This is a genomic window from Kluyvera sp., from assembly GCF_965301105.1.
This window is the reverse complement of the sequence record NZ_CBDKZX010000047.1, coordinates 1-24,166: the sequence shown is the minus strand read 5'-3', so window position 1 is coordinate 24,166 and position 24,166 is coordinate 1. Positions and strand designations below refer to the sequence as shown.

General features: G+C 56.3%; 23 protein-coding genes and 1 pseudogene. 7 read left to right on the top strand and 17 right to left on the bottom strand.

Annotation, left to right across the window (positions count from 1 at the left end; all coding sequences use genetic code 11):
• Positions 1-8 precede the first annotated feature (8 nt).
• The 7 genes from ACW14G_RS15405 to ACW14G_RS15375 form a co-directional block, all read right to left on the bottom strand.
• Complete coding sequence (locus ACW14G_RS15405; RefSeq protein WP_223802792.1) at positions 9-491, bottom strand: aromatic-ring-hydroxylating dioxygenase subunit beta; 483 nt, start codon at positions 489-491, stop codon at positions 9-11.
• Positions 492-1,802, bottom strand: coding sequence for an aromatic ring-hydroxylating oxygenase subunit alpha (locus tag ACW14G_RS15400; RefSeq protein ID WP_249023130.1), 1,311 nt, complete (start codon positions 1,800-1,802; stop codon positions 492-494).
• Positions 1,792-2,343, bottom strand: coding sequence for a nuclear transport factor 2 family protein (locus ACW14G_RS15395; protein WP_249023129.1), 552 nt, complete (start codon positions 2,341-2,343; stop codon positions 1,792-1,794). Before ACW14G_RS15395 ends, ACW14G_RS15400 begins: the two co-directional genes overlap by 11 nt.
• An 11-nt stretch (positions 2,344-2,354) precedes the next feature.
• The gene (locus ACW14G_RS15390; protein WP_167575617.1) at positions 2,355-2,714 is read right to left on the bottom strand and encodes an IacB protein; all 360 of its coding nucleotides are present in this window, start codon (positions 2,712-2,714) and stop codon (positions 2,355-2,357) included.
• A gap of 21 nt (positions 2,715-2,735) precedes the next feature.
• Positions 2,736-3,863 carry an acyl-CoA dehydrogenase family protein gene (locus tag ACW14G_RS15385; RefSeq protein WP_223802795.1) on the bottom strand — a complete coding sequence of 376 codons (1,128 nt, stop codon included), beginning with the start codon at positions 3,861-3,863 and terminating at the stop codon, positions 2,736-2,738.
• Positions 3,864-3,968: 105 nt separating this feature from the next.
• The gene (locus ACW14G_RS15380) at positions 3,969-5,090 is read right to left on the bottom strand and encodes an amidase (protein WP_249023128.1); all 1,122 of its coding nucleotides are present in this window, start codon (positions 5,088-5,090) and stop codon (positions 3,969-3,971) included.
• A gap of 333 nt (positions 5,091-5,423) precedes the next feature.
• The gene (locus ACW14G_RS15375) at positions 5,424-5,897 is read right to left on the bottom strand and encodes a MarR family winged helix-turn-helix transcriptional regulator (protein ID WP_167575614.1); all 474 of its coding nucleotides are present in this window, start codon (positions 5,895-5,897) and stop codon (positions 5,424-5,426) included.
• Positions 5,898-6,152: 255 nt separating this feature from the next.
• On the opposite strand from ACW14G_RS15375, the gene hpaX reads away from it, so the two are divergent.
• A complete protein-coding gene (hpaX, locus tag ACW14G_RS15370) occupies positions 6,153-7,544 on the top strand; it encodes a 4-hydroxyphenylacetate permease (protein WP_167575613.1) in 1,392 nt (463 codons plus the stop codon).
• 110 nt (positions 7,545-7,654) lie between these two features.
• Here the strand turns inward: hpaX and ACW14G_RS15365 are convergent, their stop codons facing one another.
• Both ACW14G_RS15365 and ACW14G_RS15360 read right to left on the bottom strand, forming a co-directional pair.
• Entirely contained in the window at positions 7,655-9,763 is a 2,109-nt protein-coding gene (locus tag ACW14G_RS15365; RefSeq protein WP_249023127.1) for a TonB-dependent siderophore receptor, read from the bottom strand.
• A 150-nt stretch (positions 9,764-9,913) separates the two neighbouring features.
• The gene (locus ACW14G_RS15360; RefSeq protein WP_064544875.1) at positions 9,914-10,168 is read right to left on the bottom strand and encodes a GlsB/YeaQ/YmgE family stress response membrane protein; all 255 of its coding nucleotides are present in this window, start codon (positions 10,166-10,168) and stop codon (positions 9,914-9,916) included.
• A 269-nt stretch (positions 10,169-10,437) separates the two neighbouring features.
• Here ACW14G_RS15360 and ycgR point away from each other — a divergent pair, with 269 nt between their 5' ends.
• Positions 10,438-11,169, top strand: a complete 732-nt coding sequence (gene ycgR, locus ACW14G_RS15355; protein ID WP_249023126.1) for a flagellar brake protein YcgR — start codon at positions 10,438-10,440, stop codon at positions 11,167-11,169.
• On the opposite strand, the gene emtA is transcribed toward ycgR, so the two are convergent.
• Entirely contained in the window at positions 11,170-11,781 is a 612-nt protein-coding gene (gene emtA, locus ACW14G_RS15350) for a membrane-bound lytic murein transglycosylase EmtA (RefSeq protein WP_065356773.1), read from the bottom strand. It lies immediately after the preceding gene.
• Positions 11,782-11,874: 93 nt separating this feature from the next.
• Between emtA and ldcA the strand changes: the two genes are divergently transcribed.
• Together ldcA and ACW14G_RS15340 are read left to right on the top strand one after the other, a co-directional pair.
• Positions 11,875-12,789 (top strand): muramoyltetrapeptide carboxypeptidase, encoded by a 915-nt coding sequence (gene ldcA / locus ACW14G_RS15345; RefSeq protein WP_249023125.1) that lies wholly within the window; start codon positions 11,875-11,877, stop codon positions 12,787-12,789.
• 94 nt (positions 12,790-12,883) lie between these two features.
• The gene (locus ACW14G_RS15340; protein WP_249023124.1) at positions 12,884-14,617 is read left to right on the top strand and encodes a potassium/proton antiporter; all 1,734 of its coding nucleotides are present in this window, start codon (positions 12,884-12,886) and stop codon (positions 14,615-14,617) included.
• Here the strand turns inward: ACW14G_RS15340 and ACW14G_RS15335 are convergent.
• The 3 genes and pseudogenes from ACW14G_RS15335 to ACW14G_RS15325 form a co-directional block, all read right to left on the bottom strand.
• Positions 14,555-14,689, bottom strand: a pseudogene (locus ACW14G_RS15335) (hypothetical protein); the annotation flags it as partial. The gene ACW14G_RS15340 and the pseudogene ACW14G_RS15335 sit on opposite strands and share 63 nt — an antisense overlap.
• An 18-nt stretch (positions 14,690-14,707) precedes the next feature.
• A complete protein-coding gene (gene dadX, locus ACW14G_RS15330) occupies positions 14,708-15,778 on the bottom strand; it encodes a catabolic alanine racemase DadX (protein WP_249023123.1) in 1,071 nt (356 codons plus the stop codon).
• Positions 15,779-15,787: 9 nt separating this feature from the next.
• Positions 15,788-17,086, bottom strand: coding sequence for a D-amino acid dehydrogenase (locus ACW14G_RS15325; RefSeq protein ID WP_167575607.1), 1,299 nt, complete (start codon positions 17,084-17,086; stop codon positions 15,788-15,790).
• Positions 17,087-17,411: 325 nt separating this feature from the next.
• On the opposite strand from ACW14G_RS15325, the gene ACW14G_RS15320 reads away from it, so the two are divergent.
• Entirely contained in the window at positions 17,412-18,944 is a 1,533-nt protein-coding gene (locus ACW14G_RS15320) for a SpoVR family protein (protein ID WP_455648669.1), read from the top strand.
• 102 nt (positions 18,945-19,046) lie between these two features.
• On the opposite strand, the gene fadR is transcribed toward ACW14G_RS15320, so the two are convergent.
• Positions 19,047-19,766 (bottom strand): fatty acid metabolism transcriptional regulator FadR, encoded by a 720-nt coding sequence (gene fadR, locus ACW14G_RS15315; protein WP_163449261.1) that lies wholly within the window; start codon positions 19,764-19,766, stop codon positions 19,047-19,049.
• A gap of 212 nt (positions 19,767-19,978) precedes the next feature.
• Here fadR and nhaB point away from each other — a divergent pair, with 212 nt between their 5' ends.
• On the top strand, positions 19,979-21,532 hold the full coding sequence (nhaB, locus tag ACW14G_RS15310) for a Na(+)/H(+) antiporter NhaB (protein ID WP_163449262.1): 1,554 nt from the start codon (positions 19,979-19,981) through the stop codon (positions 21,530-21,532).
• Between the two features lie 139 nt (positions 21,533-21,671).
• On the top strand, positions 21,672-22,202 hold the full coding sequence (gene dsbB / locus ACW14G_RS15305; RefSeq protein ID WP_249023121.1) for a disulfide bond formation protein DsbB: 531 nt from the start codon (positions 21,672-21,674) through the stop codon (positions 22,200-22,202).
• A gap of 267 nt (positions 22,203-22,469) precedes the next feature.
• Here the strand turns inward: dsbB and ACW14G_RS15300 are convergent, their stop codons facing one another.
• The 3 genes from ACW14G_RS15300 to ACW14G_RS15290 form a co-directional block, all read right to left on the bottom strand.
• Entirely contained in the window at positions 22,470-22,916 is a 447-nt protein-coding gene (locus ACW14G_RS15300; RefSeq protein ID WP_163449264.1) for a YcgN family cysteine cluster protein, read from the bottom strand.
• Between the two features lie 93 nt (positions 22,917-23,009).
• Entirely contained in the window at positions 23,010-23,669 is a 660-nt protein-coding gene (locus ACW14G_RS15295; protein WP_249023120.1) for a fumarylacetoacetate hydrolase family protein, read from the bottom strand.
• A gap of 54 nt (positions 23,670-23,723) precedes the next feature.
• A complete protein-coding gene (locus ACW14G_RS15290; protein WP_163449266.1) occupies positions 23,724-24,005 on the bottom strand; it encodes a YcgL domain-containing protein in 282 nt (93 codons plus the stop codon).
• Positions 24,006-24,166: the final 161 nt, after the last annotated feature.

Genomic DNA, 24,166 nt, shown 5'->3' with positions numbered 1-24,166 from the left:
ACAGCCCCTCACAGGATGTAGCCGATGCTGTGCAGCACATCGTCGCTGTTGACCAGGCGAATCACCTTCTGGGTAATGCGCCAGCCGCTTTCCTGCGGGCGCAGGTGCCAGGTGATATCGGCGGCGTAGTGGCGGCTGTGGCCCTTGCGGTGTTCCCACAGCGACTGTGCGCCGCGAACCACTACTTCGTTTTCATTCGCTTCCAGCAGACGAAAGCGCGACAGCGTGCGCAGCGTTCTGGCACGTGGCGTGGTGGAGATGGACTCGCCGCTATACAGGCGCTTCACGCGCTTGGCGCGCATCTCGTGATCGTCGCAGGCGTAGTTGAGCGTGTTTTTAAAGTCGGTCTCGGTGGGGTCGATCGGCACCACATACAGGCCGTCGCGCTGCCAGAGATCCAGCCAGGCATCAAACTCGCCCTGATCCAGCAGGTCACCTTCGAGGTTGATAACCGCGATGGCGTTAAACAGTACAGATTCAGCGGGCGTCATTTATTCCATCTCCGTCATCAATTTTTTCCACTGCTGGTAGGCCGCGCGCATGCCGGTTTCGGCGCTGACGTCGCTACGCAGACCGTCGTCGGTGCGGTATTCCCCTGCCAGTCCGCGGTTGAGCATGATCCACAGGTCATCCCCGGCGGTGGCCCCGCGCTGCACGCGCTCCCACGCTTCCGAGTCGTCCGGCGTACCGAAGCCCATCGGCCCCTGAAAATGTTCGTGCAAACGCAGACGTGCCTGGTTAGCGATTTCCGGCCCGCCGTCCATGGTGATCACCGCATGGTGAATTTCGGTTTCGTTCACCGATACCGGCTGCAATACGCGGAAGAAAGCCATCGAGCAGGCAATGTTCGGGAAGATATTGAGGTTGAAGCCGGAGCCGCCGACCGCACGCACGATGCGACGTACCTGATCTTCGTCGTGATCGGCGCGCAGGGCGTCGGCCAGTTCGGTAAAGCGCTCCGGGATCGGCGCATCCAGATTGGCTTCCAGATCCACCAGTTCCGGGATCATCACCATCACGCTATGGCCGTTGCCGAGGTCTTCCACATAGCCGCTGCCATCAACGAAGTTGAGCATCTCTTCAGTCTGCTTATCGACCGAACTTAAGAACGAACGGTGCACCACCGGGAAGTGGTAGCCGTCGGTGGTATTCTCGAGCTGAATTTTCCAGTTGCCCGGGAAGCGGAAACGGTGCGCCGGGCCGGTTTTAATCGGGTAGCCCGCGCCCTGCTTCATAAACAGATCCATCCACTTCTTCGCCGCGCCGAGGAAATCTTCCAGCGGCTCAATACGCTCGTTGAAGGTGGCGAAGATCATCCCCGCGTACTGTTCGGTGCGCAGCGACACCAGCCCCAGCTCGCCCTTTTCCAGCTGGTCGGCATAGCTTTCCGGGTGCGGCACGCCGCGCAGGCTGCCGTCGAGCGCGTAGCCCCAGCCGTGGTACGGACAAACAAAGCTGTTGGTTTTGCCGCTGCGATGCTCGCAAACGGTGGCCGCGCGGTGGCGACAGCGGTTGAGCAGCGTGTGAACGGTGCCTTTACGGTCGCGCACCACGATCACCGGCTGGGTGCCGATTTCGGTGGTTTTGAAGCTGCCGGTCTCCGGGATTTCGCTGGCGTGCGCCACCCAGACCCAGGTTTTACCGAACACGCGATCCAGCTCCAGATTGAACAGCTCTTCGGAGGTGTACAGCGAGGTGTGTACACGGTCGTGCTGTACCAACGCGGCAATCTCGTCGCGGCTCGGCGCGTGCGGCGTCGTGGTATCGATATTCTTCACATTAATCAGGTGGTCACACTGCATGTCCATTCTCCTGCACGTCTTCGACGGTCTGATTTTGGTCCGGCACCGGGAGGGTATCCTCGGCGTGCCAGTGGCTTACGGGTCGGCTAAACAGGTTGCGGGTGGTGAAATGGTGCATCACCATTTCTCCCGCCTCGCGCCGAAAGGTCACATGGAGTTCCGCGGCGTTAAGGTGCGCGCCGCCCGCGCTGAAGGCGGACGTTTGCAGCATCAGCCAGCGGCCATGCAGCTCGCCGTCGGCCGTCACGCTCAACGCCTCGGAACAGAGAAAATGCGCGTTCATGGCGAAGTGCGCGGGTTGACGCACGTAGCTCGCCATCATGGCGATAATGGCCGCACGCCCCTGATGACGCCCCAGGCGCGCGGCGTAGGGTTCCCCCACGCCTTCCCAGCAGGCATCGACGCTAAACAGCGCGCCGATGGCGCGAACGGTGTCGGCATCATCAAGGCGGTCGCACAGGTGCATATAGTTGCTGATGCACACCCGCGCGGCCTGCTGATCTTCGAGCTGCTGTAGGCGCAGCGCATCCTGAGAAGTCATCGCGCGCTCCGTTAACCCTGAATTATCAGTTCACGCCCGACGCGGGCTTCGATTTTGCAGTACTTCCACAGCTTGCTGCCGCTGTCGCCTACCGGCGTGGTGCGGAACAGATTGCAGACCGCCGCAACGTTTTCCAGCGCCTCGGCATCGGCCAGTACGTAGGTGGTCCACGGCGCGGTGGTCGACGGGCCCACCATCAGCTGGTCGTCATCCATATTGCCGATGACGCGGATCCCCGGCGTCTCCTCCATGCCCTTCATCATCACGCCGAAAGCGGCCCATACCTGTTTGGCTTCCGCCGCGCTGGCGTCAAAAAAGTTCTGGTTTACGCCGATGCAAAACAGCACGCGTAGTTTGTTGGTTTGGCTCATCTGTTGCTCCTTAGTTAACAATCACAGGTAACCCGGCAGCGGTTTACCGCCGAAAAAGACCGTGCCCGCATTGAGGTACGAGAGGTCGCCCATAAAGGCGTGTTGAGTAATCACCATCGTGTCGCGAACGTAGCGCTGCAGCGGGCTGGTCATGGTGACGCCGCCCATACCGTTCAGCGCCAGCGCCTGACGCGCCACTTCGGCGGCGACGCGCGTGACGTGCGTGGAAGAAAGCCGCAGCGCGTTAATCTGCTCGCAGCTGGCGTCATCGCCCTGCAACAAACGCTGCCAGACATCGTCGATCGCCTCGTAAAACCAGGCGCGGGCCGAGCGTAAATCCGCTTCACAGCGGGCAATCTGCATCTGCGCCTGCGGGCGGTCGGCCAGTCGTGGCGCGCCGGTCACCGACTGCTGACGATGGGCGATGGCGTAAATTTCATTGAGCGCCGCGCGGGCCACGCCGAGGGCGACAACGGAAAGCACCTGAGTGGCCAGAGATAGCACCGGGTAGCGGTACAGCGGCCCCTCCAGATTCAGCGCGCCGCCACGAATAAAGGTCCACGCCTCAGGGACAAAGACGTCGTCCACCAGCAGGTCGTGACTGCCGGTTCCGGCGAGGCCCACAGTGTCCCACACCGGATCGATCTGCACGCTGTCGCGCGGCAGGACCGCCATGCGCGGCAGCGGTTGTTCGCCGTCCGGCAGAATCCCGACGCCCAGTACCGATGCGCCCATGCTGCCGCTGGCAAAGCTCCAGCGACCGCTCACCCGGTAGCCGCCGTCGGCCTGACGCGCTTTCTGCGTCGGGAAGATGCCGCCCGCGAAGACCACGTCCGGGCCGTCGCGATAGAGTTCAGCCAGCGTCTCCACCGGCAGCGCGCCAAGGTAGAACGGGCTCATGCCAAAGCTTGCCACCCACCCCGCAGAGCCGTCCGCCGTGGCGATTTGCTCAATCAATTCGCAGAACTGCGCGGGCGTACACTCGTCGCCGCCGTAGATTTTTGGGACCAGTGCGCGATACACGCCGACCTGTTTAAAGCGGGTAATGATGTCGTCAGAGATATGACGTTGATGCTCAAAATCGGCGCTGCGAGTCGCAACCTCGCTCAGCAGCGGTACCAGCGTTTCACGAACGTGTACGGCAGACATGGCTTCCTCCGGAAGGGTTATACGCAGCCGTTCGCAGGGCGAACGCAGCCGCAATGAGTCGAACTCACTGAGTCATCTGGGATAACGAAAAAGCGGGTATTGCGGCTAGACGCGTTGTCGCATCAGCCATTCGGCGGCCTGCACCAGCAGGCTTTCGTTCCCTTTACGGGCCACGAGCTGAAGCGCAACAGGACGATCGTTCAGGCTGCCCATGGGCAGCGTCAGTGCCGGATGGCCGCTGAGGTTGAAGGGACGCACCAGCCGGGTTAACTCAACCACACGCAGCGGATCGTGAGCTTCGGCTAAGGTTGGCGGTAATTCTGGTAAGGTTGCCAGCGCCAGCAGCGGCGTTTTCATCAGTTGTTCATCCATCTGCGCGCTAAAGCGCTGGCGAACGGTTTCCGCTTCATGCACGTCCTGCGCGCTGACCGTTTCCCCCCGACGAATGCGGCTGGCGACATCAGCGGACACTTTTCCACTGGCCAACAGTGGGCCAAACGCCTGCCAGTTTTCATGGTTGATCAGGGTAAGACCGGCGCGATGAGCCTCACTAAGCAAAGACAATTCAGCGCGTTGTGGATAGATCTCCCATCGGGCCAGCGTCGTGAGGAGCATGGCATCAATTTCCGGCTGCGCGGCGGCAATAAAGGCCATCTCCGGTAAGGTCGTTAGCGGCGCATCCACGGGCACATTTAACCGATGCAGGACCTGGCGCAGCACGTCCGCGTCACGGGCGAAAATACCGACGCAGTCCAGCGAACTTTCGGCGGGGACAACCCCCTGACGGCTCAGCACGCCGTAGCCGGGTTTCAGCCCGAGGATCCCACAGCAGGCGGCGGGCATCCGCACCGAACCGCCGGTATCCGTGCCGAGCGCAAAATCGACCTCTCCCGAGGCGACAACCGCCGCCGAACCGCTGGAAGAACCGCCCGGAATCAGTTCAGGGTAACAAGGATTGAGCGGTGTCCCCGCCCACGGGTTGATGCCGGTGACGCCAAACGCCAACTCATGCAAGGTGGTTTTGCCGGCCAGTTGGCAGCCGCTGCTGAGCAACATCGCAACGACGCTGGCATGCTGCTGCGCCACTGCGCTTTCTGCCAGCGCCGGACAGCCGGCCCGTGTACGGTGTCCCGCCACGTCCAGCGTATCTTTGACGGCAAAACGCAGGTCACCGTCACCGAGGGTGAAGCGCTCGACAAAACCCTTGCTCTCACAAACTGGCTGCATAATTAACACCTTACACAGAAAAAATGAATCATATCCAGGCGAGCCATCAATGCGGCATCTTTGTCCTGACTAACGTGTTTTTACTATGGAATATTTAGATGAATATTCAAGTAAATTTTCACGTTATATTTACCAAAAACAAACAATCAATTAACCTTTCTGTGTTGATGGTTATTTATGCAGACAGATGAAATATAAAGCAAAAAAGGCAATACGGCGGGTACCGTCGTCGAACGGGCTGTCGACGACGGTATGTAATATAGTGTTTATTTACAAGACGTTATGAATTTTTTCTACACAAGTCACAGTTTCGCGATCGTGTGAGAGACGGGGTTAAAGTTCGTTGAGGTTATCCAGCACGTTGGCCAATGCCTGGTTCATTTTCTCCACCTGGCTGGCGGTCATTCCTTTAAAACCTTTGTCGAATATTTTGCTCATCAGCGGCATCGCTTCCGCCACTTTCTGCTGGCCCGCTTCCGTTAACATCACGACGGTCACCCGCGCATCGCTGGGGCTGCTGGCGGTTGTCACCAGCCCATCGTCGCGGAGTCGACCGACGATTTTGGTGACGGTCGGCATTTTCGCCAGCGCATACTCGGAGATTTGCGAAATGCTCGCCTCGCCGTACTGATGGGTAATCATCAACACGCGAAAGCGCGAGACATCCAGAGAGATCTTCTTGAGCGCGATTTCTACGGTTTGGGTGTAACGCGCGTAGACGTTAACAATCCAGTAGAACGGAAACTCTTCACGATGAAATACGGCATCTTCAGTACCATCACCCGATAATTTTTTTAGATAACTCATGCGTTTCCTTACCAAACAAGCCGCAGATTTTTCGATTATACCCTGTGTCTTTCGCCCCGTCCCGACGTGATGATGCCGGGTCGATCTGCGCCTGAGGCTTTTTAGCGACGCAGATCGCATTATGATTCACAAATGCCACACACATAACAATTGCGTATCATTTTTCACACATAAAATTGACACCTTCAGCGGACGTTCTCTATACGTTAGCCAGCCTGTACGACCCATAACCATAATCACAATGTGGAGCTTTTCATGAACGATAGCCCTTCTCTGGAACCAACGTCGGCCTCCGGTCCAGCGCCGCTCAACGCGCGGCAGCAGGCGGTGATCAACAAGCTGTTTCGCCGATTGATCGTGTTTTTATTCGTACTGTTTGTGTTTTCCTATCTCGACCGCATCAACATTGGCTTCGCCGGGCTAACCATGGGAAAAGATCTCGGGTTAACCAGCACTATGTTTGGCCTCGCTACCACGCTGTTTTATGTGATGTACGTGGTCTGCGGTATTCCAAGTAACGTGATGCTGACCATCGTTGGCGCGCGACGCTGGATAGCCATTCTCATGATCGTCTGGGGTATCGCCTCTACCGCCACGCTGTTCGCCACCGGGCCCAACAGCCTGTACGCCCTGCGCATGCTGGTGGGTATTGCCGAAGCCGGTTTTCTTCCCGGCCTGCTGTATTACTTAACCTATTGGTTCCCCGCACATTATCGCGCTCGCGCCAACGCGCTGTTTATGATCGCCATGCCGGTGACCATGGCGTTGGGGTCCCTGGCGTCTGGCTACATTCTCAACATGGATGGCCTGCTCAATCTGAAAGGCTGGCAGTGGCTGTTCCTGCTGGAAGGATTCCCGTCGGTGCTGCTCGGTCTGGTGGTCTGGTTCTGGCTTGACGACAGTCCGGCGAAGGCTAAATGGCTGACCGACGATGATAAAGCCTGCCTCAACGAGATGCTGGAAGCCGACCGAATCAACGCATTGCAAACCCAAAGCGCCATTCAGGCCGCCTCGGTTGGGCAAAAAAGTATGCTGCGCGAGCTACTCACCCCGGCGATTATTCTCTACACCCTGGCCTACTTCTGCCTGACCAATACGCTGAGCGCCCTGAGCGTTTGGACGCCGCTGATTCTGCGTAGCTTTAACGCCGAGAGCAGCAACGTCACCATCGGTCTGCTAAGCGCGATTCCGCAGGTCTGTACGATCATCGGCATGATCTGGTGGAGCAAACGTTCCGACCGCTACAACGAGCGTAAGCTGCACACCCTGCTGCCCTATCTGTTCGCCGCGGCAGGCTGGATCCTCACCGCCGCCAGCCCGAACCCGCACCTGCAATTCACCGGGATCGTGATGGCGTCGATGGGCGCCTTTGCGGCGATGGTTATCTTCTGGACCACGCCGGATCGCGCGCTCTCCCTGCGCGCCCGTGCGCTGGGCATCGCGGTGATCAACGGCACCGGCATGACCGGCGCGGCGCTGGGACCTTTGCTGATGGGGCTGATGAAAGACGTCACCGGCAGCTTTAACGCCGGGATCTACATGGTGGCCGGCTTCCTGATTCTGGGCGCCGTTATCGTCGCTTTTATTCCGATGAAAGCCGCGCAACGCCAGAATGCGGTATCTGGCGCAGCCCCGGAGTCGGCGTAAACCCCACGTCCTGACGACCAGGAGTTATCTCGTAGGCCGGATAAGGCGTTTCGCCGCCATCCGGCATGATGCGTAGCTGCCGGATGGCGCTGCGCTTATCCGGCCTACCATCAGAAGGTATAGCTCGCCCCCACCTGCACGGTTCGATCGCGACCAATCCAGCAGTTGGTGCTGTCATAACAGGTCAACGTCTCTTTGTTGGTCAGGTTCTGCGCGCTGGCTTTCAGCATGAGCCCAGCAAGGCTGCTGTCCACGGCGGACATATCGTAAGACAGCGACATATCGTACTGCGTTGTGCCCCCCAGTTTACCCGCCTTGTTATCCGGGGAGATTTCCATCGGACCGGTGTAGCGCGCCCCCGCGCCGATCGTCAGCCCGCGCACCAGGCTCTGGTCGAAGGTATAGTCGCCCCACAGGTTGAAGGCATTTTCAGGTATCTGCGTCGGGCGCTTGCCCTGGTAGCTCTCATCTTCGGTGTTGATGGCGTGGGTATAGGCGTAGTTGGCGATCAGGTTAATATTATCGGTTGGCCGGCTGATAGCTGACAGTTCTGCCCCTTTGGACTCAATTTCCCCGGTCTGGCGGTACACCCAGCTCGGATCCGCGCTCAGCACGTTTTTCTGTCGGATGTTGAAGACTGAGGCGGTAAAGGTGGTCGCATAGTCCGCCAGCAGGTACTTCACGCCGCCTTCCACCTGCTTACTGGTGGTAGGTTTCACCTGTTCCGCCGTCAGGCCGTTAGCCGGTGACACCGGTTTAAACCCTTCCGAGTAGCTGATAAACGGCGACAGCCCATTGTCAAAGGCGTACAGCACGCCAAGGCGTTTGGTCACGCGATCCTGAGAGATCCACGTTTTCTCGTCGTGGTTAAGGTAGTCGGTTGTCGCGGACTGGTATTCGTCGTAGCGTAGGCTGGCGAGAATATTCAGGCCTCCCCAGGCCATCTGGTCCTGCAGGTAGTAGCCTTTCTGGTTGTACGACAGGCGATTTTTCTGCGCAGTGTACAGTCCCAGCGCCCCTTCATTCACCTGCGTAAAGTCCGGGTTGCGCATGTCGATCCCCGGGGTCGTCGACGCATAGCGATAATGGTAGTGGGAATTCAGCTTCTGATAGTCGAACCCTGCCAGCAGGTGGTGCTGCCACTCGCCCACCGTCAGCGTCCGCGTGATCTGATTGTCGATATTGAAGCTATGCAGATCTTCGTCTGTGGTATAAGCAAAGCGGTTCAGTTCATAAACCGGGTTCCCCGCGTTGCCGGTGGAATAGACGCTCCGCTGATGGCTGTCGATATCAAAGTAACGCGCTTTCTGCGCAATTCCCCAGCCGTTATCAAATTGGTGTTCAAAACTGTAGCCCACCATCCACTGGCGCTGCTTGAAGCCGTTCCAGTCATCACCGGCATAATCGCGTTTATTAGCGTAGCTGGAGCGCAAATAAGAAAGCGGCAGCGGGTTAGACGGCGTCAGGCTTGGGGTATTTTGCGCCAGCGCATCCAGCGTCAGGCGGGTTTTATCGCTTGGCTGCCACGTCACGCTGGGCGCTACCAGGTAATCCTCATAACGCGTGGTATGGGGCTGATCGTCACCCTCAGTCGCTTTACCCAGCAGGCGATAGCTCCAGTCGCTGTCGGCAACCCGCCCGGTCGAGTCCAGGTAACCCTCTTTCAGGTTGCGAGTCCCAGTATTGAAGCCGACTTCCGTGCGCGGCGTGGTCTGTGGTTTCTTCCCCTGAATATTCACCAACCCGCCCGGTGAACCGCTACCGTAGAGCACCGAGGACGGCCCTTTGAGGATATCGACGCTTTCAACCAGCAGCGGGTCGATCCGCGCTTTGGTATTACCGGTCACGTTATAGGGCAACTGGAGGCCGTTATAGAATTCGTTGTCGACGTTAAAGCCGCGAATCTTGTATTCGCTCATGTAGGTCGTGCTGCCGCGCGACTCGGTCGTTACCCCAGGCGCATAGCGCAGAATCTCATTCACCGAGGCAGCGTGGCGCAGGGTGATTTCATGCTGACCGATAGTGTTGATTACCTGCGGCGTTTTACTCTCCGCCACCGCGGATTTGGTGGCGCTGTTGGTCCAGGCGGCCAGTTCGCTCCCCTCGCCAGAGGCGTTCACGACCATGGTGGATTCGTTATTATCGGCATAGGCCTGCGACGCAAGCGCGAGTGTTATCATCCCGGAGAGTGCACAAAGGCGGAAAACGGCGTTATTCATTATCATTAAGCTCAAAAAGAACAAAGAACGATAATTATTATCATCCGCATTTGCTATTCAACAACAAAATACGAAGGGATATAGAAATGTGATCTAGATCGGATTTTTGTCGAAGTAAGAAACGGCCCCTGACGGGGCCGTAGGAAGACATTATTCGCGGCGAATCAGGCGGAATACCGCCAGCACAACGATGGCGCCAACCACGGCTACCAGGAAGCTGTGCAGGTTAAAACCGGTGACGCTGCCACCGATGCCGAACGTGGTCGCGAGCCAACCACCCACTACCGCACCCACTATCCCCAGGATACAGGTGAGGATAAAACCACCCCCATCGCGTCCCGGCATAATGAACTTGGCAATAACACCGGCAATCAGACCAAAAATAATCCAGGTAATAATACCCATTTTTCCCACCTCTCCTGTTCCATTAACTGCAATAAAAGCGCCGACATTCTGCGCCGCTAATGTTTCAAGTATAGGTAATTGTTCTTAAAAAACCTGGTATGGCGATGATATTTTATACGGACAAATACGAATATTGATGTAGGCGCTGTCTTAAGTCCGTTGCACAGCGCAGATCTGGCGTAATGTTAAATATTTTTATTTAGACGCTGAAGTTCTGTTTCCCGACGCCGATATCTCATAGAGAACCTGCCATTCAGGAGCCATTTCAGGTGAGTGAGCATAACGCACAGTTTCTTAAGCAAAATCCGTTAGCCGTATTAAATATTCTCCGCGATCTTCAGCAGGCTAACGCCGCGCTGCGCGTGAGCTGGTCTTCACGTCAATTTATAAGCCGCATTCTCGACGCCAGCCAGCAACGTTTGGTTATTGATTTTGGCAGCCGGGAAGCAGATAACGACGCGGCTCGAACGGCAAAAAATATCAGCATCGTGGCGGAAACCAATGGCGCAAAAATAGAATTTACCGTTGCCGAAATGCAGGTTGAAGATTATCAGGGGTTACCGGCCTTTGTGATGCCGACGCCGCCAGCAGTATGGTTTATTCAACGTCGCGAATATTTCCGCATGCCCGCGCCGCTGCATCCGCCCTACTATGGTATCGCCACGCTGCCGAATAAAACCCCGCTCCGCTTTCGACTGTTTGATCTCTCGCTGGGAGGGATGGGCGCGCTGCTGGATGGACCCACGCCAGAAATTTTGGTTCCCGGAATGGAGCTGAAAGAGATTGAGCTGGATATGGGACAATGGGGACGTTTTCGCTTTGATGCGCAACTGCTGGCGATCAGCGAACGTAAGGTGGTTGATAGCAAGAACGAAACGATTGTCACCCCGCGCCTGAGCTTTCGTTTTCTGCATATGACGCCGGTACTTGAACGCTCGCTCCAGCGCATTATCTTTTCACTGGAGCGAGAGGCCCGCGAACGGGCCAATAACGTCCGCTAACTACATGGCGTCCATCGCTTTCTGTACTTTCCAGATATAGCGTGGCGCCTGCGGTGCCGGATGGTTCTTCACCACATGCTCGAAGAACTCGTCCTTATCCAGTTCGTTGATTTCCGCAATCGCCTTTTTACGATCGGATGAGAAGGTGCGCAGCAGCGCACCAGCACCGTTCGCATAGGACACCACCAGCGCATACTGCATCACTTCCGGGTCGCTAATGCCCGCCAGTGAACCGTGCTCCAGAATGCTCAGATAGGCCGCTCCCATTGAGATATTACGCTCCGGGTTTTTCAGCTCGCTGGTCGACGGCTGGCCGCTCCAGCCCATGTAACGGTAGACGTCCAGCCCGGAGGTGGAGGCCTTCAGTTGCATCAGGCCAACCGCGTTTGATTTGCTGACCAGCGTCGGGTTCCCGCCGGACTCCACGGCAATAATCGCGGTGATCAGGCGTGGGCTGACGCCCCATGCCGCACCGGCCTTTTCGCTAATAGGCATCCACTGCATCGCTCGCTTTACCGGCACTTCAGGGTTCCAGGGGGGATTTCGGTAATCCGATTTAGAGCTACACCCGGCGAGTAATACAATTAAAAAAGCAAACCATCTTAATTTCACGCATCTATCCTTTTAGCTGAACTTTGCTGCCGTTAATGACAACCACTGGCTCAGGCGGCATGATACTCGTTTCGTACTCTGCAAGGAAATGCCATGTCCCAGTTTCATCTTATCGCCCCTTCCGGCTACTGCATTAACCAATCCGCCGCGCTGCGCGGGGTATCGCGATTAGAAGAGGCCGGACATCAGGTCGCTCATCAGCAGGTTATCGCCCGTCGCGACCGTCGTTTCGCCGGTTCAGAAAGCGAACGGTTGAGCGATCTTAACGGTCTTGTGACGCTGGCCGGGAAAAATCAGATTGTCATGCCGGTACGCGGCGGCTACGGCGCGAGCCGTTTACTTGAGCGCATCGACTGGCAGGGGCTGATTGCTCGCCAGCAGCGCGATCCCCTGCTTATTTGCGGCCACAGCGATTTCAGCGTTATCCAGATGGGGCTGCTGGCCCTGGGCAATGTCGTCACCTTTAGCGGGCCGATGCTGGCCGGTAACTTTGGCGCCGAAACGCTGAACGACTTCACCGAACGGCACTTCTGGCTGGCGTTGAAAAATCCGACCTATTCCGTGGAATGGCAGGGCAACGGCCCGGCTTGTGAAGCTGAGGGGACGCTGTGGGGCGGCAACCTGGCGATGATCGTTTCGCTGATTGGCACACCGTGGCTCCCGGAGATCCGCGATGGCATTCTGGTGCTCGAGGACATCAACGAACATCCGTTCCGCGTCGAACGCATGCTGCTACAGCTGCTGCACGCGGGCATTTTGTCGCGTCAGCGAGCCATTGTGTTGGGGAGTTTTACCGGCGCGGCGCCGAATGATTACGACGCAGGCTACGATCTGAACGCCATGTATGATTACCTGCGTTCACGTTTGCCAATCCCGTTGATCACCGGGCTCGATTTCGGCCATGAGCAGCGCACGGTGACCCTGGCGCTGGGCGCACAGGCACAGTTAACCCACGCATCCGGTCATTCAATGCTCACGCTGAGCGGTCATCCCGTCTTAAGTGAATAAAAAACAATAAATACCGCTTATTAGTCCAATGTTCGCGCCCTAATTATGGTAACGTTTTGTTACCAGCAAGCACGATTAGGGGAGTGCGTGAACATTGGACGCCACGGCAGTCATTAGTCTCTTTATTTTGGGTTCGGTCTTAGTAACCTGCAGTATTCTCTTAAGCTCATTTTCTTCCCGCCTCGGCATCCCGATACTGGTTATCTTTTTAGCCATTGGCATGCTCGCAGGCGTTGATGGCATTGGCGGCATTCCGTTCGACAACTACCCTTTCGCGTATATGGTCAGTAACCTCGCGCTGGCGGTGATCCTGCTGGATGGCGGGATGCGTACCCAGGCCAGTTCCTTTCGCGTGGCGCTCGGCCCGGCGCTTTCGCTGGCGACGCTCGGCGTACTCATCACCTCCGGGCTCACCGGGATGATGGCGGCCTGGCTGTTTAAGCTGGATATGATGGAAGGTTTGCTGATTGGCGCGATTGTCGGCTCCACGGATGCGGCGGCGGTGTTCTCGCTGCTTGGCGGCAAAGGGCTAAACGAACGCGTGGGCTCCACCCTGGAGATTGAATCCGGCAGTAACGACCCGATGGCGGTGTTTCTGACCATCACGCTGATTGAGATGATCCAGCAGCATGAAACGGGCCTGAGCTGGATGTTCCTCGTGCATATTATTCAGCAGTTCGGTTTGGGGATCGTGATTGGTCTTGGCGGCGGCTATCTGCTGCTGCAAATGATCAACCGTATCGCGCTGCCCGCCGGGCTGTATCCGCTGCTGGCGCTGAGCGGCGGGATCATGATTTTTGCCGTCACCACCACGCTTGACGGCAGCGGTATCCTGGCGGTGTACCTGTGCGGTTTCCTGCTGGGTAACCGGCCAATCCGTAACCGCTTTGGTATTCTGCAAAACTTCGATGGCCTGGCCTGGCTGGCGCAGATTGCGATGTTCCTCGTGCTGGGGCTGCTGGTCACGCCGTCCGATCTGTTGCCGATAGCCATACCGGCGCTGCTGCTTTCTATCTGGATGATCTTCATCGCCCGTCCGCTTTCCGTTTTCGCCGGGTTGCTGCCGTTCCGCGGCTTTAACCTGCGCGAGCGCACCTTTATCAGTTGGGTTGGCCTGCGCGGCGCGGTACCGATCATCCTCGCGGTGTTTCCGATGATGGCAGGCCTCGAGAATGCGCGGCTGTTCTTTAATGTCGCCTTCTTCGTGGTTCTGATTTCACTGCTGCTGCAGGGCACCTCGCTGTCGTGGGCGGCGAAGAAAGCCAAAGTGGTGGTGCCACCGATCGGCTGGCCTATCTCCCGCGTGGGGCTGGATATTCACCCGGAGAACCCGTGGGAGCAGTTTGTCTATCAGCTTAGCGCCGAAAAATGGTGCGTGGGCGCGGCGCTGCGCGACCTGCATATGCCGCCGGAAACGCGTATTGCCGCCCTGTTTCGCGATAATGCGCTGCTGCACCCTACCGGCAGCACCCGCCTGCGGGAAAATGACATTCTGTGCGTGATTGGCCGCGAGCGCGACCTGCCTCTGCTGGGCAAGCTGTTTAGCCAGTCGCCGCCGATATCGCTGGATCAGCGCTTCTTTGGTGATTTTATTCTGGAAGCTGGCGCCAAGTTTGCCGACGTGGCGCTGATTTACGGCCTCGACGGCGGGGAAGAGTTCCGCGATAACCAGCAGTCTCTGGGCGATATCGTCGAGCATCTGCTCGGCGCAGCGCCGGTGGTGGGCGACCAGGTGGAGTTTGCCGGGATGATATGGACGGTCGCGGAAAAAGAAGAGAATCAGGTGTTGAAAGTCGGCGTGCGGGTGGCCGAGGAAGAATCGGAGTAGCCTGGTTGTTGCCCGATGGCGCTGGCTTGCGAGAGTAGCAAACGGCTGTAGGCCCGGTAAGCGCAGCGCCACCGGGCAAACGCATAAACGTTACACCGTCACAACGGGGACTCGCGGTGCCAGCGCGCACATCAGCTCATAGCCGACGGTGCCCGCGCTGGCCGCCACTTCATCAATCTTAATTTCCTGCCCCCACAGCTCAACGGCGGTACCAATTCCGGCCTGCGGGCACGGCGTTAAATCCACCGCCAGCATATCCATCGAGATAGCGCCAACCGTACCGGTACGGATCCCATCCACCAGCACCGGAGTGCCATTGGCGGCAATGCGCGGGTAGCCGTCGGCGTAACCGCAGGCGACAATACCAATGCGCTGTTCCTCTTTTGCGCGATAGCGGCTGCCATAGCCCACCGCATCGCCGGGTTTGAGGTTCTGCACGCCGATAATCTGGCTGCTCAGCGTCATCACCGGCTTGAGGCCGGTATTCGCGATGTCCTGCCATTGGCCAGAGGGTGACGCGCCGTAGAGCACAATACCGGGCCGCACCCAGTCAAAATGGGTTTCCGGATGCCACATCGTCGCCGCCGAGTTGGCTAATGAACGTGGGCAGTCCAGTCCTTCAGCCGCCTGCTCGATCAGGCGCATCGGTTCAGTTACGCCGTCGGTGTTTTCCGATTGCGCAAAGTGCGACATGAGCGTCATCGCACCGACGTTTTTCATACCGCGCAGCTGTTGCCAGACCGTCTGCACTCGCTCCGGTGCAAAACCGAGACGGTTCATGCCGCTGTTTACCTTCAGGTAGATATCAATCGGCGCGTGCAGACGGGCATTCTGGAGCGCTTTAAGCTGCCAGTTGCTGTGCACGCTGGTAGTCAGCCGATATTTATCAAACAGTTCCAGTTCGTCGGCATGGAAAAAACCTTCCAGTAACAGAATCGGCCCTTTCCAGCCGCGTTCACGCAGCAAAATCGCCTCTTCGAGGTTGAGCATCGCAAAACCGTCGGTTTCCTTCAGGGCATTCCATACCCGATCAAGGCCATGGCCGTAGGCATTCGCTTTCACCACCGACCAGACGCGGGCCCCATTCGCAGCGCGTCGGACAATAGCCAGATTGTTTTTCAGCGCCTGCAGATCGATGCTGGCGAGCACAGGACGTGACATGCGTTCTCCTTAGTGGTGCGCGCCATGCAAATGCTGCACGCGAGTGGGTGTGAAGCCCGGTGAATAGCGTGCGACACTGAGATCATCATAGGGGATAGCCGGCATTCTGCCAGACATCAAATCGCTTAGCAGCTGGCCGGAACCGCAGGACATGGTCCAGCCCAGCGTGCCGTGGCCGGTATTCAGCCACAAATTTTTGAACGCCGTTTTGCCTACCACCGGCGTGCCGTCCGGAGTCATCGGACGCAGCCCGGTCCAGAACGTGGCCTCTTCCACGTGGCCGCCGCGCGGGAACAGATCGCGCACAACCATCTCCAGCGTCTCGCGACGCGGCTGAAGCAGCTCGGTATTAAAGCCGACAATCTCCGCCATACCGCCAACGCGGATACGGTTATCAAAACGGGTAATCGCGATTTTATACGTTTCATCAAGGATCGTGGACACCGGCGCCCCGCTCTCTTCGACGATCGGAATGGTCAGCGAGTAGCCCTTCAGCGGATAAACCGGGATATCCACCAGCCCTTTGAGCATGGCGGTTGAGTAAGAGCCAAAAGCCATCACGTAAGCATCGGCTTTGACCACTTCGTCGCCGCACTTCACGCCGACAATGCGTTCGCCCTCTTTAATCAGGCTGTCTACCGGCGTATTGAAACGGAACTGCACGCCCGCCTGCTCGGCCATTTTCGCCAACCGCTGGGTGAACAACTGGCAGTCGCCGGTTTCATCGTTGGGTAAGCGCAGACCGCCAGTCAGCTTATGGGCAACCTCCGCCAGCGCTGGCTCAACCTCGGCGAGACGCGAAGCTTCCAGCAGTTGATACGGCACCCCCGCATCTTCCAACACGGCGATATCGCGGGTCGCGTTCTCATACTGTTGAGCGGTGCGGAACAGTTGCAACGTACCGCCCTGACGGCCTTCATAGCTAATGCCGGTGGTTTCACGCAGGGTTTTCAGACAGTCGCGACTGTACTCAGCCAGACGCACCATGCGCCCTTTGTTTTCCATATAGTGGCGAGTGTCGCAGTTGCGCAGCATTTGCCACATCCACTTCAGCTGGAAACCGGTGCCATCCAGGCGAATCGCCAGCGGCGCATGGCGCTGGAACATCCATTTAATCGCCTTTAGCGGCACGCCCGGTGCCGCCCACGGCGCAGCGTAGCCCGGGGAGATTTGCCCGGCGTTGGCGGCGCTGGTCTCCAGCGCCGGGCCGGCCTCCCGGTCGATAACCGTCACCTGATGCCCCGCCTGACTTAAATACCAGGCGCTGGTCACGCCCACCACGCCACTTCCCAGTATGACAATGTGCATAGCCACTCCAGTCCAGAATGAGTAAAAGAACAATCTTCTAATTACAAATTGATAACCCAGATGAAAATATTATTCAACATACGCTTTTTTTATGGTGACTTACTTCACACAGCACGCATGCTACGGGGTGACGGCGAAGTTGATATCTCCTGCTGCACGCTATTTTTTGTCAGCATAAAATGCTGAGAACTAGCAAAAATATCGCCACTAAAATGAATAAATCATGAAGTTTAGAAAACGCGGTTGTTACAGAATTTCTGCGGTGTTCTATTCTTGAAGAGAGGCTCTCCAGACAGAGAGAGTCGCCAACAATGAGGGCGCGCTAATGGCTACGATTGACTCGATGAATAAGGATGCAACTCGTCTGAGCGATGGACCCGACTGGACGTTTTCGCTGCTGGAAACCTACCTGGCGGAAATCGACCGGGTGGCGAAGCTATACCGACTGGATACCTACCCGCATCAGATTGAAGTCATTACCTCCGAACAGATGATGGATGCTTACTCCAGCGTCGGGATGCCGATTAACTACCCCCACTGGTCGTTTGGTAAAAAGTTTATTGAGACCGAGCGCCAGTATAAGCACGGGCAGCAAGGGCTGGCCTATGAAATTGTCATTAACTCCAACCCCTGTATTGCTTATCTGATGGAAGAGAACACCATCACCATGCAGGCGCTGGTGATGGCGCACGCCTGCTACGGGCATAACTCATTCTTTAAAAACAACTACCTGTTCCGCAGTTGGACCGATGCCAGTTCGATCGTCGACTATCTGCTGTTCGCCCGTAAATACATTACCGAATGCGAAGAACGCTACGGCGTGGATGAAGTTGAACGTCTGCTCGACTCGTGCCACGCGCTGATGAACTACGGCGTTGACCGTTATAAACGGCCGTCAAAAATCTCAATGCAGGAAGAAAAAGCGCGACAAAAAAGCCGTGAAGAGTATCTGCAAAGCCAGGTGAATACGCTGTGGCGCACCCTACCGAAGCGCGATGAAGAGAAAGCCGTCGAGTCTACGCGCCGCTACCCGTCCGAGCCGCAGGAGAACCTGCTGTACTTTATGGAAAAGAACGCGCCGCTACTGGAGCCGTGGCAGCGCGAGATTCTGCGTATCGTGCGTAAGGTTAGCCAGTATTTCTACCCGCAGAAACAGACGCAGGTGATGAACGAAGGCTGGGCGACCTTCTGGCACTACACCATCCTTAACCATCTGTACGATGAAGGCAAAGTGACCGAGCGCTTTATGCTGGAGTTCCTCCACAGTCACACCAACGTGGTGTTCCAGCCACCCTACAATAGCCCGTGGTATAGCGGTATCAACCCGTACGCGCTGGGCTTTGCCATGTTCCAGGACATTAAGCGCATTTGTCAGAACCCGACAGAAGAGGACAAATACTGGTTCCCGGATATCGCCGGTTCCGACTGGCTGTCCACCCTGCACTTCGCAATGCGTGATTTTAAGGACGAGAGCTTTATCAGCCAGTTCCTGTCGCCGAAAATCATGCGTGATTTCCGGCTGTTTACCGTTCTGGACGACGACCGTAATAATTATCTGGAGATTTCGGCTATCCACAACGAAGAGGGCTATCGGGAAATCCGCTCACAGCTCTCCTCTCAGTACAACCTCAGTAATCTTGAGCCGAATATTCAGGTGTGGAATGTCAATCTGCGCGGCGACCGTTCGTTGACCTTGCGCTACGTGCCACATAACCGCGCACCGCTGGATAAGGGCCGCAAAGAGGTGCTGAAACATGTCCATCGCCTGTGGGGGTTTGATGTACATCTGGAACAGCAGAACGCTGACGGTAGCATTGAGCTGCTGGAACGCTGCCCACCAAGGCCAAATGCGTTGTAAAGAATGTGATGACAAGCGATAAATGAAACCGCTTTACGCAAGTAACCTCCCTGATGTCTCACCGTCATAAAACAAAAATCCCCGCTTCGGCGGGGATTTTTGTTAACGTCCATGCAGGGATAAATCCCCCGGCAGCGACTTCTGCATACGATGCCAGATCTCGCCACTTTCGTGCCCGTAGCGGCGCACCGTCTCATAGACCTTCTCGTACTCGCCCTTCTCACACAGCTCAATCAGCTTATGATAGAAGCCCAGGCCCAGCGCACGCGCTTCCGGGCTGGAGAAATAGTGGCGTCCCAAACGCGTATAGAGCCCTTTCATCCCGTTGAGGATCAGGCCATAGATCGGATTACCGGAGGCAAACGCCAGACCACGGAACACGCTGTAATCCAGTTCAGCAAAAGCGTCGGCATGGTCGGCAACTTCACGCGTTGTCGCCAGCACTTCCAGCGCTTTTTCCGGATGCTGACGGAATGCGGTACGAATATAGATGGTGGCGATATTGGTGCGCACTGACAGCAGATTATCAATCAGCTGCGGCACGCTGTCATGATCGAGACGCGCCAACGTCTCCAGGATATTAAGCCCGGATGTCTCCCAAAAATTGTTGACCTTCGTTGGCTTACCGTGCTGAATCGTCAACCAGCCATCTCGCGCCAGGCGTTGCAACACTTCACGTAAGGTAGTACGGGTAACCCCAATTAATTCAGAGAGTTCGCGTTCTGCCGGAAGAATCGACCCAGGTGGAAAACGGTTATTCCAGATGCTTTCGACAATATACTCTTCCGCGAAACCCGCCGGGCTTTGCGCCTTAATGACCATAGTAAAAATTCCATTACACAGCGTTGCAATTGGACTCATCATACCAGAGCCAACATTGAGCAGATAGCAGGGCAACGGAATTAAAAAGGGATCGCCGTTTCATTTTTCATATTTCGTGGCCGGACGGAAAAGGTGCACACCGTGGGGAATTCTGGCGGTATATCTGTTTTAATGGTAAAAAATGTCATCTTTTCAGGAGGAAGACGATTGTCATGGAAATCTCTTACGGTCGCGCCCTGTGGCGCAACTTTCTTGGTCAGTCACCGGATTGGTACAAATTACTGCTGCTTATTTTCTTAGTGATCAATCCACTGGTGTTTTTGATCAATCCGTTTGTCGCCGGATGGCTACTGGTGGTGGAGTTTATCTTCACCCTGGCCATGGCGTTGAAGTGTTACCCACTGATTCCCGGCGGGCTGCTGGCTATTGAGGCCGTATTTATCGGCATGACGTCCGCTGAACACGTGCGCAACGAGGTGGCGGCTAATCTGGAAGTCCTGCTGCTGCTGATCTTTATGGTCGCCGGCATCTACTTTATGAAACAGCTGCTGCTGTTCATCTTTACCCGTTTGCTGCTGACCATTCGTAGTAAACGGCTGCTGTCGCTGGCCTTCTGTCTCGCCGCCGCGTTTCTGTCGGCATTCCTCGATGCCTTGACGGTGGTCGCCGTGATCATCAGCGTCGCGGTCGGCTTCTACAGCATCTATCATCGGGTGGTTTCCGCGCGACCGGATGATGACGACCTGCTGGACGACAGCCATATTGATAAACACTCGCGCGTGGTGCTGGAGCAGTTCCGCGCGTTCCTGCGCAGCCTGATGATGCACGCCGGTGTGGGGACCGCGTTGGGCGGCGTCATGACGATGGTCGGCGAGCCACAGAACCTGATTATCGCTAAGGTGGCGGGCTGGCATTTTGGTGAGTTTTTCCTGCGCATGTCCCCTGTCACCGTTCCGGTCTTTGTCTGCGGCCTGATCACCTGTCTGCTTTTGGAAAAGTTTAAAGCCTTTGGCTATGGCGCCGAACTGCCCGAACCCGTTCGTCAAATTCTTCATGATTTCGACGAGCGTAGCCGCAAGCAGCGCTCACGCCAGGAGAGCATGCGCCTCATCGTTCAGGGGATTATCGGTGTCTGGCTGGTGCTGGCGCTGGCGTTACATCTGGCGGAAGTGGGGCTGATTGGCCTGTCGGTGATTATCTTCGCGACCTCATTTACCGGCATTACCGACGAGCACGCGATTGGTAAGGCGTTTACCGAAGCGCTGCCGTTTACCGCGCTGCTGACGGTGTTCTTCGCGGTCGTAGCGGTGATTATCGATCAACACCTGTTTGCACCGATTATCGACTTCGTGCTGCAAGCTTCACCGCACGCCCAACGTTCGCTGTTTTATCTGTTTAACGGTCTGCTGTCGTCGATTTCGGATAACGTCTTCGTAGGTACCGTATATATCAACGAGGCCAAAACGGCACTCGATAACGGTGCGATCGATCTGCGTCAGTTCGAGCTGCTGGCCGTCGCTATCAACACCGGTACTAACCTGCCGTCGGTCGCCACGCCAAACGGTCAGGCGGCATTCCTGTTCCTGCTCACCTCCGCGCTTGCGCCGCTCATCCGCCTTTCCTATGGCCGTATGGTGTGGATGGCGTTGCCGTATACGATTGTGCTGACGCTGGTCGGCCTGCTGTGCGTTGAGTTTACCCTGCAGCCGATGATTGACTGGATGATGAATAAGGGAGTATTAGTACTTGCCACAATAACCCACTAATATAGCGGCGTTTATCGATGCCCGTCGGTTTTATCGCGGGCATTGCATCATCATTTACGAATTATTGCGTATAGCCAGATGGCAGGGCTATCGTTTTCGTTTACACTGCGTTTTCAAAGCACGTTCCAGGGAAATGATTATGTTGCGATATTTAAACCAGAGCTCACGTGGCCGCAGTGCCTGGTTATTACTGGCGTTAACCGCTTTTGCGCTTGAGTTAGTGGCATTATGGTTCCAGCATGTAATGCTGTTAAAGCCGTGCGTCCTGTGTATTTACGAACGCTGCGCGCTGTTTGGCGTGATGGGCGCCGGGATTGTCGGCGCTATCGCACCGAAAAGCCCGCTGCGCTATGTGGCGCTGCTGATTTGGCTGTATAGCGCCTTCCGCGGGCTGCAGCTGGCCTGGGAACACACGATGATTCAGCTGCATCCGTCGCCGTTTATGACCTGTGATTTTATGGCCCGTTTCCCGAGCTGGCTGCCGCTTGATAAGTGGCTGCCTCAGGTGTTCGTCGCTTCCGGCGATTGCTCTGTGCGCCAGTGGGAATTCTTATCGCTGGAGATGCCGCAGTGGCTGGTGGGTATTTTTGCCGCCTACCTGATCGTGGCGCTGCTGGTGCTGATTGCCCAGCCGTTTAAACCGAAACGCCGCGACCTGTTTGGCCACTAATTGTCGCTTGAGCCAGTGGCGATGCTATCGCTGCTGGCCCCTCTCCTACCAAATCCCCGCCAATGTCCCGATGCCATAACCGGCGACCAGCAGTAACCCCCAACCACCCAGATTGATCATAACCGCAAGTACTAACAGCTTTATTGAACTACGCATGTCCATCCCCACACCGATGCCGATAATATCTCTATCGGCAGAGTGCAGGAATTAAGGAGTGATTTTATTAACGGAAGCGTAAAAAGCGAGAATGAAGCACGAAATCGGACGTTAGTCAGCCCATTCTGGTTTATTCAAGATATGGTCTTGCCAGTCACGCACTTCTGACTCCTTCACCGCAATATGACGCACTGAAATGCGCTCGCCATGCATCGCGGCTTTCGAACCGGTTATCAGCGGATGCCACTGCGGCAGCGGTTGACCTTCCGCCAGCAGACGATACGCGCAGGTATGCGGCAGCCACTCGAAGGTAGGCAGGTTATCGCGGGTCAGCTTGATACAGTCCGGCTCATAGTCGAAACGGCGTTCGTAGTTACGGCATTGGCAGGTCTTGATGTTCAGCTGTTTGCAGGCAACGTTGGTAAAGTAAATTTCGTCGGTGTCTTCATCCATCAGCTTGTGCAGGCAGCACTGGCCGCAGCCGTCGCACAGCGACTCCCATTCGGCATCAGTCATGTCGTCAAGGGTCTTGCTCTGCCAGAAAGGTAATTCGCTCATCGGGATGTCCACATCAAAAATCAGGGTGCTTCTTATAACCAGTCTGGCACAGGGATGCAAGTTTTGCCGCCCGATTGGGGCGGCAAGCAGGGATTACAGCACGCGGGTTGTCAGAGAATAGCCGTTAAACAGCACGTCCAGTTCATCACCACCGTGGAGCGGGCCGACGCCTTCCGGCGTACCGGTCAGCACCACGTCGCCCGGCTTGAGGGTGAAGAAGCGGCTCATGTAGGCAATCAGCGGCACGATTTTGTGGATCATATCCGCCGTCGAGCCCTGCTGACGCACCTCGCCGTTCACCTTCAGGCCCAGCGTGGTATTTTGCGGGTCGCCCTCGAAGGCTGCCGCCGGGATAAAACCGGAGATCGGGCAGGAATTATCAAAGCCTTTCGCTTTTTCCCACGGTTGCCCGGCCTTTTTCATTTTGCTCTGCACGTCGCGCAGCGTGAGGTCCAGCGCGACACCATAACCCGCAATAGCCTGCATGACGTGATCTTCCGTTGCCTGACGCAGCGTCGCGCCAATCAGCACCGCCAGCTCTACTTCATGGTGCACTGACCCCAAGCCCTGCGGCAGAATCAGCGGCTGGCGCAAGTCGCAGAGTGCGGTTTCTGGCTTAATAAACAGCACGGGCTCTTCCGGCGTCGCGCCGCCCATCTCCTGGATATGCTTTGCATAATTACTGCCAACACAGACAACTTTGCTTACCGGGTAATCCAGCAGCGCACCCTGCCAGTTATGATGTTGATACATACTTTTCCCTTATTTGTTGTGTAACCAGGAACAGACATTAGCCGGAAGCGAAAACTATTCGCCCTTATTTTTGACGTCGGCCAGATGCTGTTTCAACAGATTTTCAGGCGGCGGTGGCATCTGTAAATAATAGCCCTGATCTTTTAACGCCTGTTTTACCTTTTCCAGATCGGCATTGATAAGCTTCTTTCGTCCGTCCAGCGGCAACAGCATCGCCAGCTGCGGCTGGCCGAAGCCCTGCATCAGTTCTTCCGGGACGCGAGAGAAATCGTCTTTTTTTTCGACATACAAATAGGTTTGATCACGTTTAGAACTACGATAAATCACACAAAACATACTTTATACTCGGAATTAGGACTGTGGTTACTTGCTTGAATATATTAGTGACTATAACATGACTGATAGTCTTCGGAATATCGCCGCGCGCGAAGCTGCGATAAATAGCAAATTGAGTAAGGCCAGGATGTCAAACACGCCAATCGAACTTAAAGGCAGTA

Excerpts from the sequence above, each read along its gene's own strand:
- ACW14G_RS15405 (WP_223802792.1), bottom strand. The coding sequence starts at position 491 with ATGACGCCCGCTGAATCTGTACTGTTTAACGCCATCGCGGTTATCAAC.
- ACW14G_RS15400 (WP_249023130.1), bottom strand. The coding sequence starts at position 1,802 with ATGCAGTGTGACCACCTGATTAATGTGAAGAATATCGATACCACGACG.
- ACW14G_RS15395 (WP_249023129.1), bottom strand. The coding sequence starts at position 2,343 with ATGACTTCTCAGGATGCGCTGCGCCTACAGCAGCTCGAAGATCAGCAG.
- ACW14G_RS15390 (WP_167575617.1), bottom strand. The coding sequence starts at position 2,714 with ATGAGCCAAACCAACAAACTACGCGTGCTGTTTTGCATCGGCGTAAAC.
- ACW14G_RS15385 (WP_223802795.1), bottom strand. The coding sequence starts at position 3,863 with ATGTCTGCCGTACACGTTCGTGAAACGCTGGTACCGCTGCTGAGCGAG.
- ACW14G_RS15380 (WP_249023128.1), bottom strand. The coding sequence starts at position 5,090 with ATGCAGCCAGTTTGTGAGAGCAAGGGTTTTGTCGAGCGCTTCACCCTC.
- ACW14G_RS15375 (WP_167575614.1), bottom strand. The coding sequence starts at position 5,897 with ATGAGTTATCTAAAAAAATTATCGGGTGATGGTACTGAAGATGCCGTA.
- hpaX (WP_167575613.1), top strand. The coding sequence starts at position 6,153 with ATGAACGATAGCCCTTCTCTGGAACCAACGTCGGCCTCCGGTCCAGCG.
- ACW14G_RS15365 (WP_249023127.1), bottom strand. The coding sequence starts at position 9,763 with ATGAATAACGCCGTTTTCCGCCTTTGTGCACTCTCCGGGATGATAACA.
- ACW14G_RS15360 (WP_064544875.1), bottom strand. The coding sequence starts at position 10,168 with ATGGGTATTATTACCTGGATTATTTTTGGTCTGATTGCCGGTGTTATT.
- ldcA (WP_249023125.1), top strand. The coding sequence starts at position 11,875 with ATGTCCCAGTTTCATCTTATCGCCCCTTCCGGCTACTGCATTAACCAA.
- dadX (WP_249023123.1), bottom strand. The coding sequence starts at position 15,778 with ATGTCACGTCCTGTGCTCGCCAGCATCGATCTGCAGGCGCTGAAAAAC.
- ACW14G_RS15325 (WP_167575607.1), bottom strand. The coding sequence starts at position 17,086 with ATGCACATTGTCATACTGGGAAGTGGCGTGGTGGGCGTGACCAGCGCC.
- ACW14G_RS15320 (WP_455648669.1), top strand. The coding sequence starts at position 17,412 with ATGGCTACGATTGACTCGATGAATAAGGATGCAACTCGTCTGAGCGAT.
- fadR (WP_163449261.1), bottom strand. The coding sequence starts at position 19,766 with ATGGTCATTAAGGCGCAAAGCCCGGCGGGTTTCGCGGAAGAGTATATT.
- nhaB (WP_163449262.1), top strand. The coding sequence starts at position 19,979 with ATGGAAATCTCTTACGGTCGCGCCCTGTGGCGCAACTTTCTTGGTCAG.
- dsbB (WP_249023121.1), top strand. The coding sequence starts at position 21,672 with ATGTTGCGATATTTAAACCAGAGCTCACGTGGCCGCAGTGCCTGGTTA.
- ACW14G_RS15300 (WP_163449264.1), bottom strand. The coding sequence starts at position 22,916 with ATGAGCGAATTACCTTTCTGGCAGAGCAAGACCCTTGACGACATGACT.
- ACW14G_RS15295 (WP_249023120.1), bottom strand. The coding sequence starts at position 23,669 with ATGTATCAACATCATAACTGGCAGGGTGCGCTGCTGGATTACCCGGTA.
- ACW14G_RS15290 (WP_163449266.1), bottom strand. The coding sequence starts at position 24,005 with ATGTTTTGTGTGATTTATCGTAGTTCTAAACGTGATCAAACCTATTTG.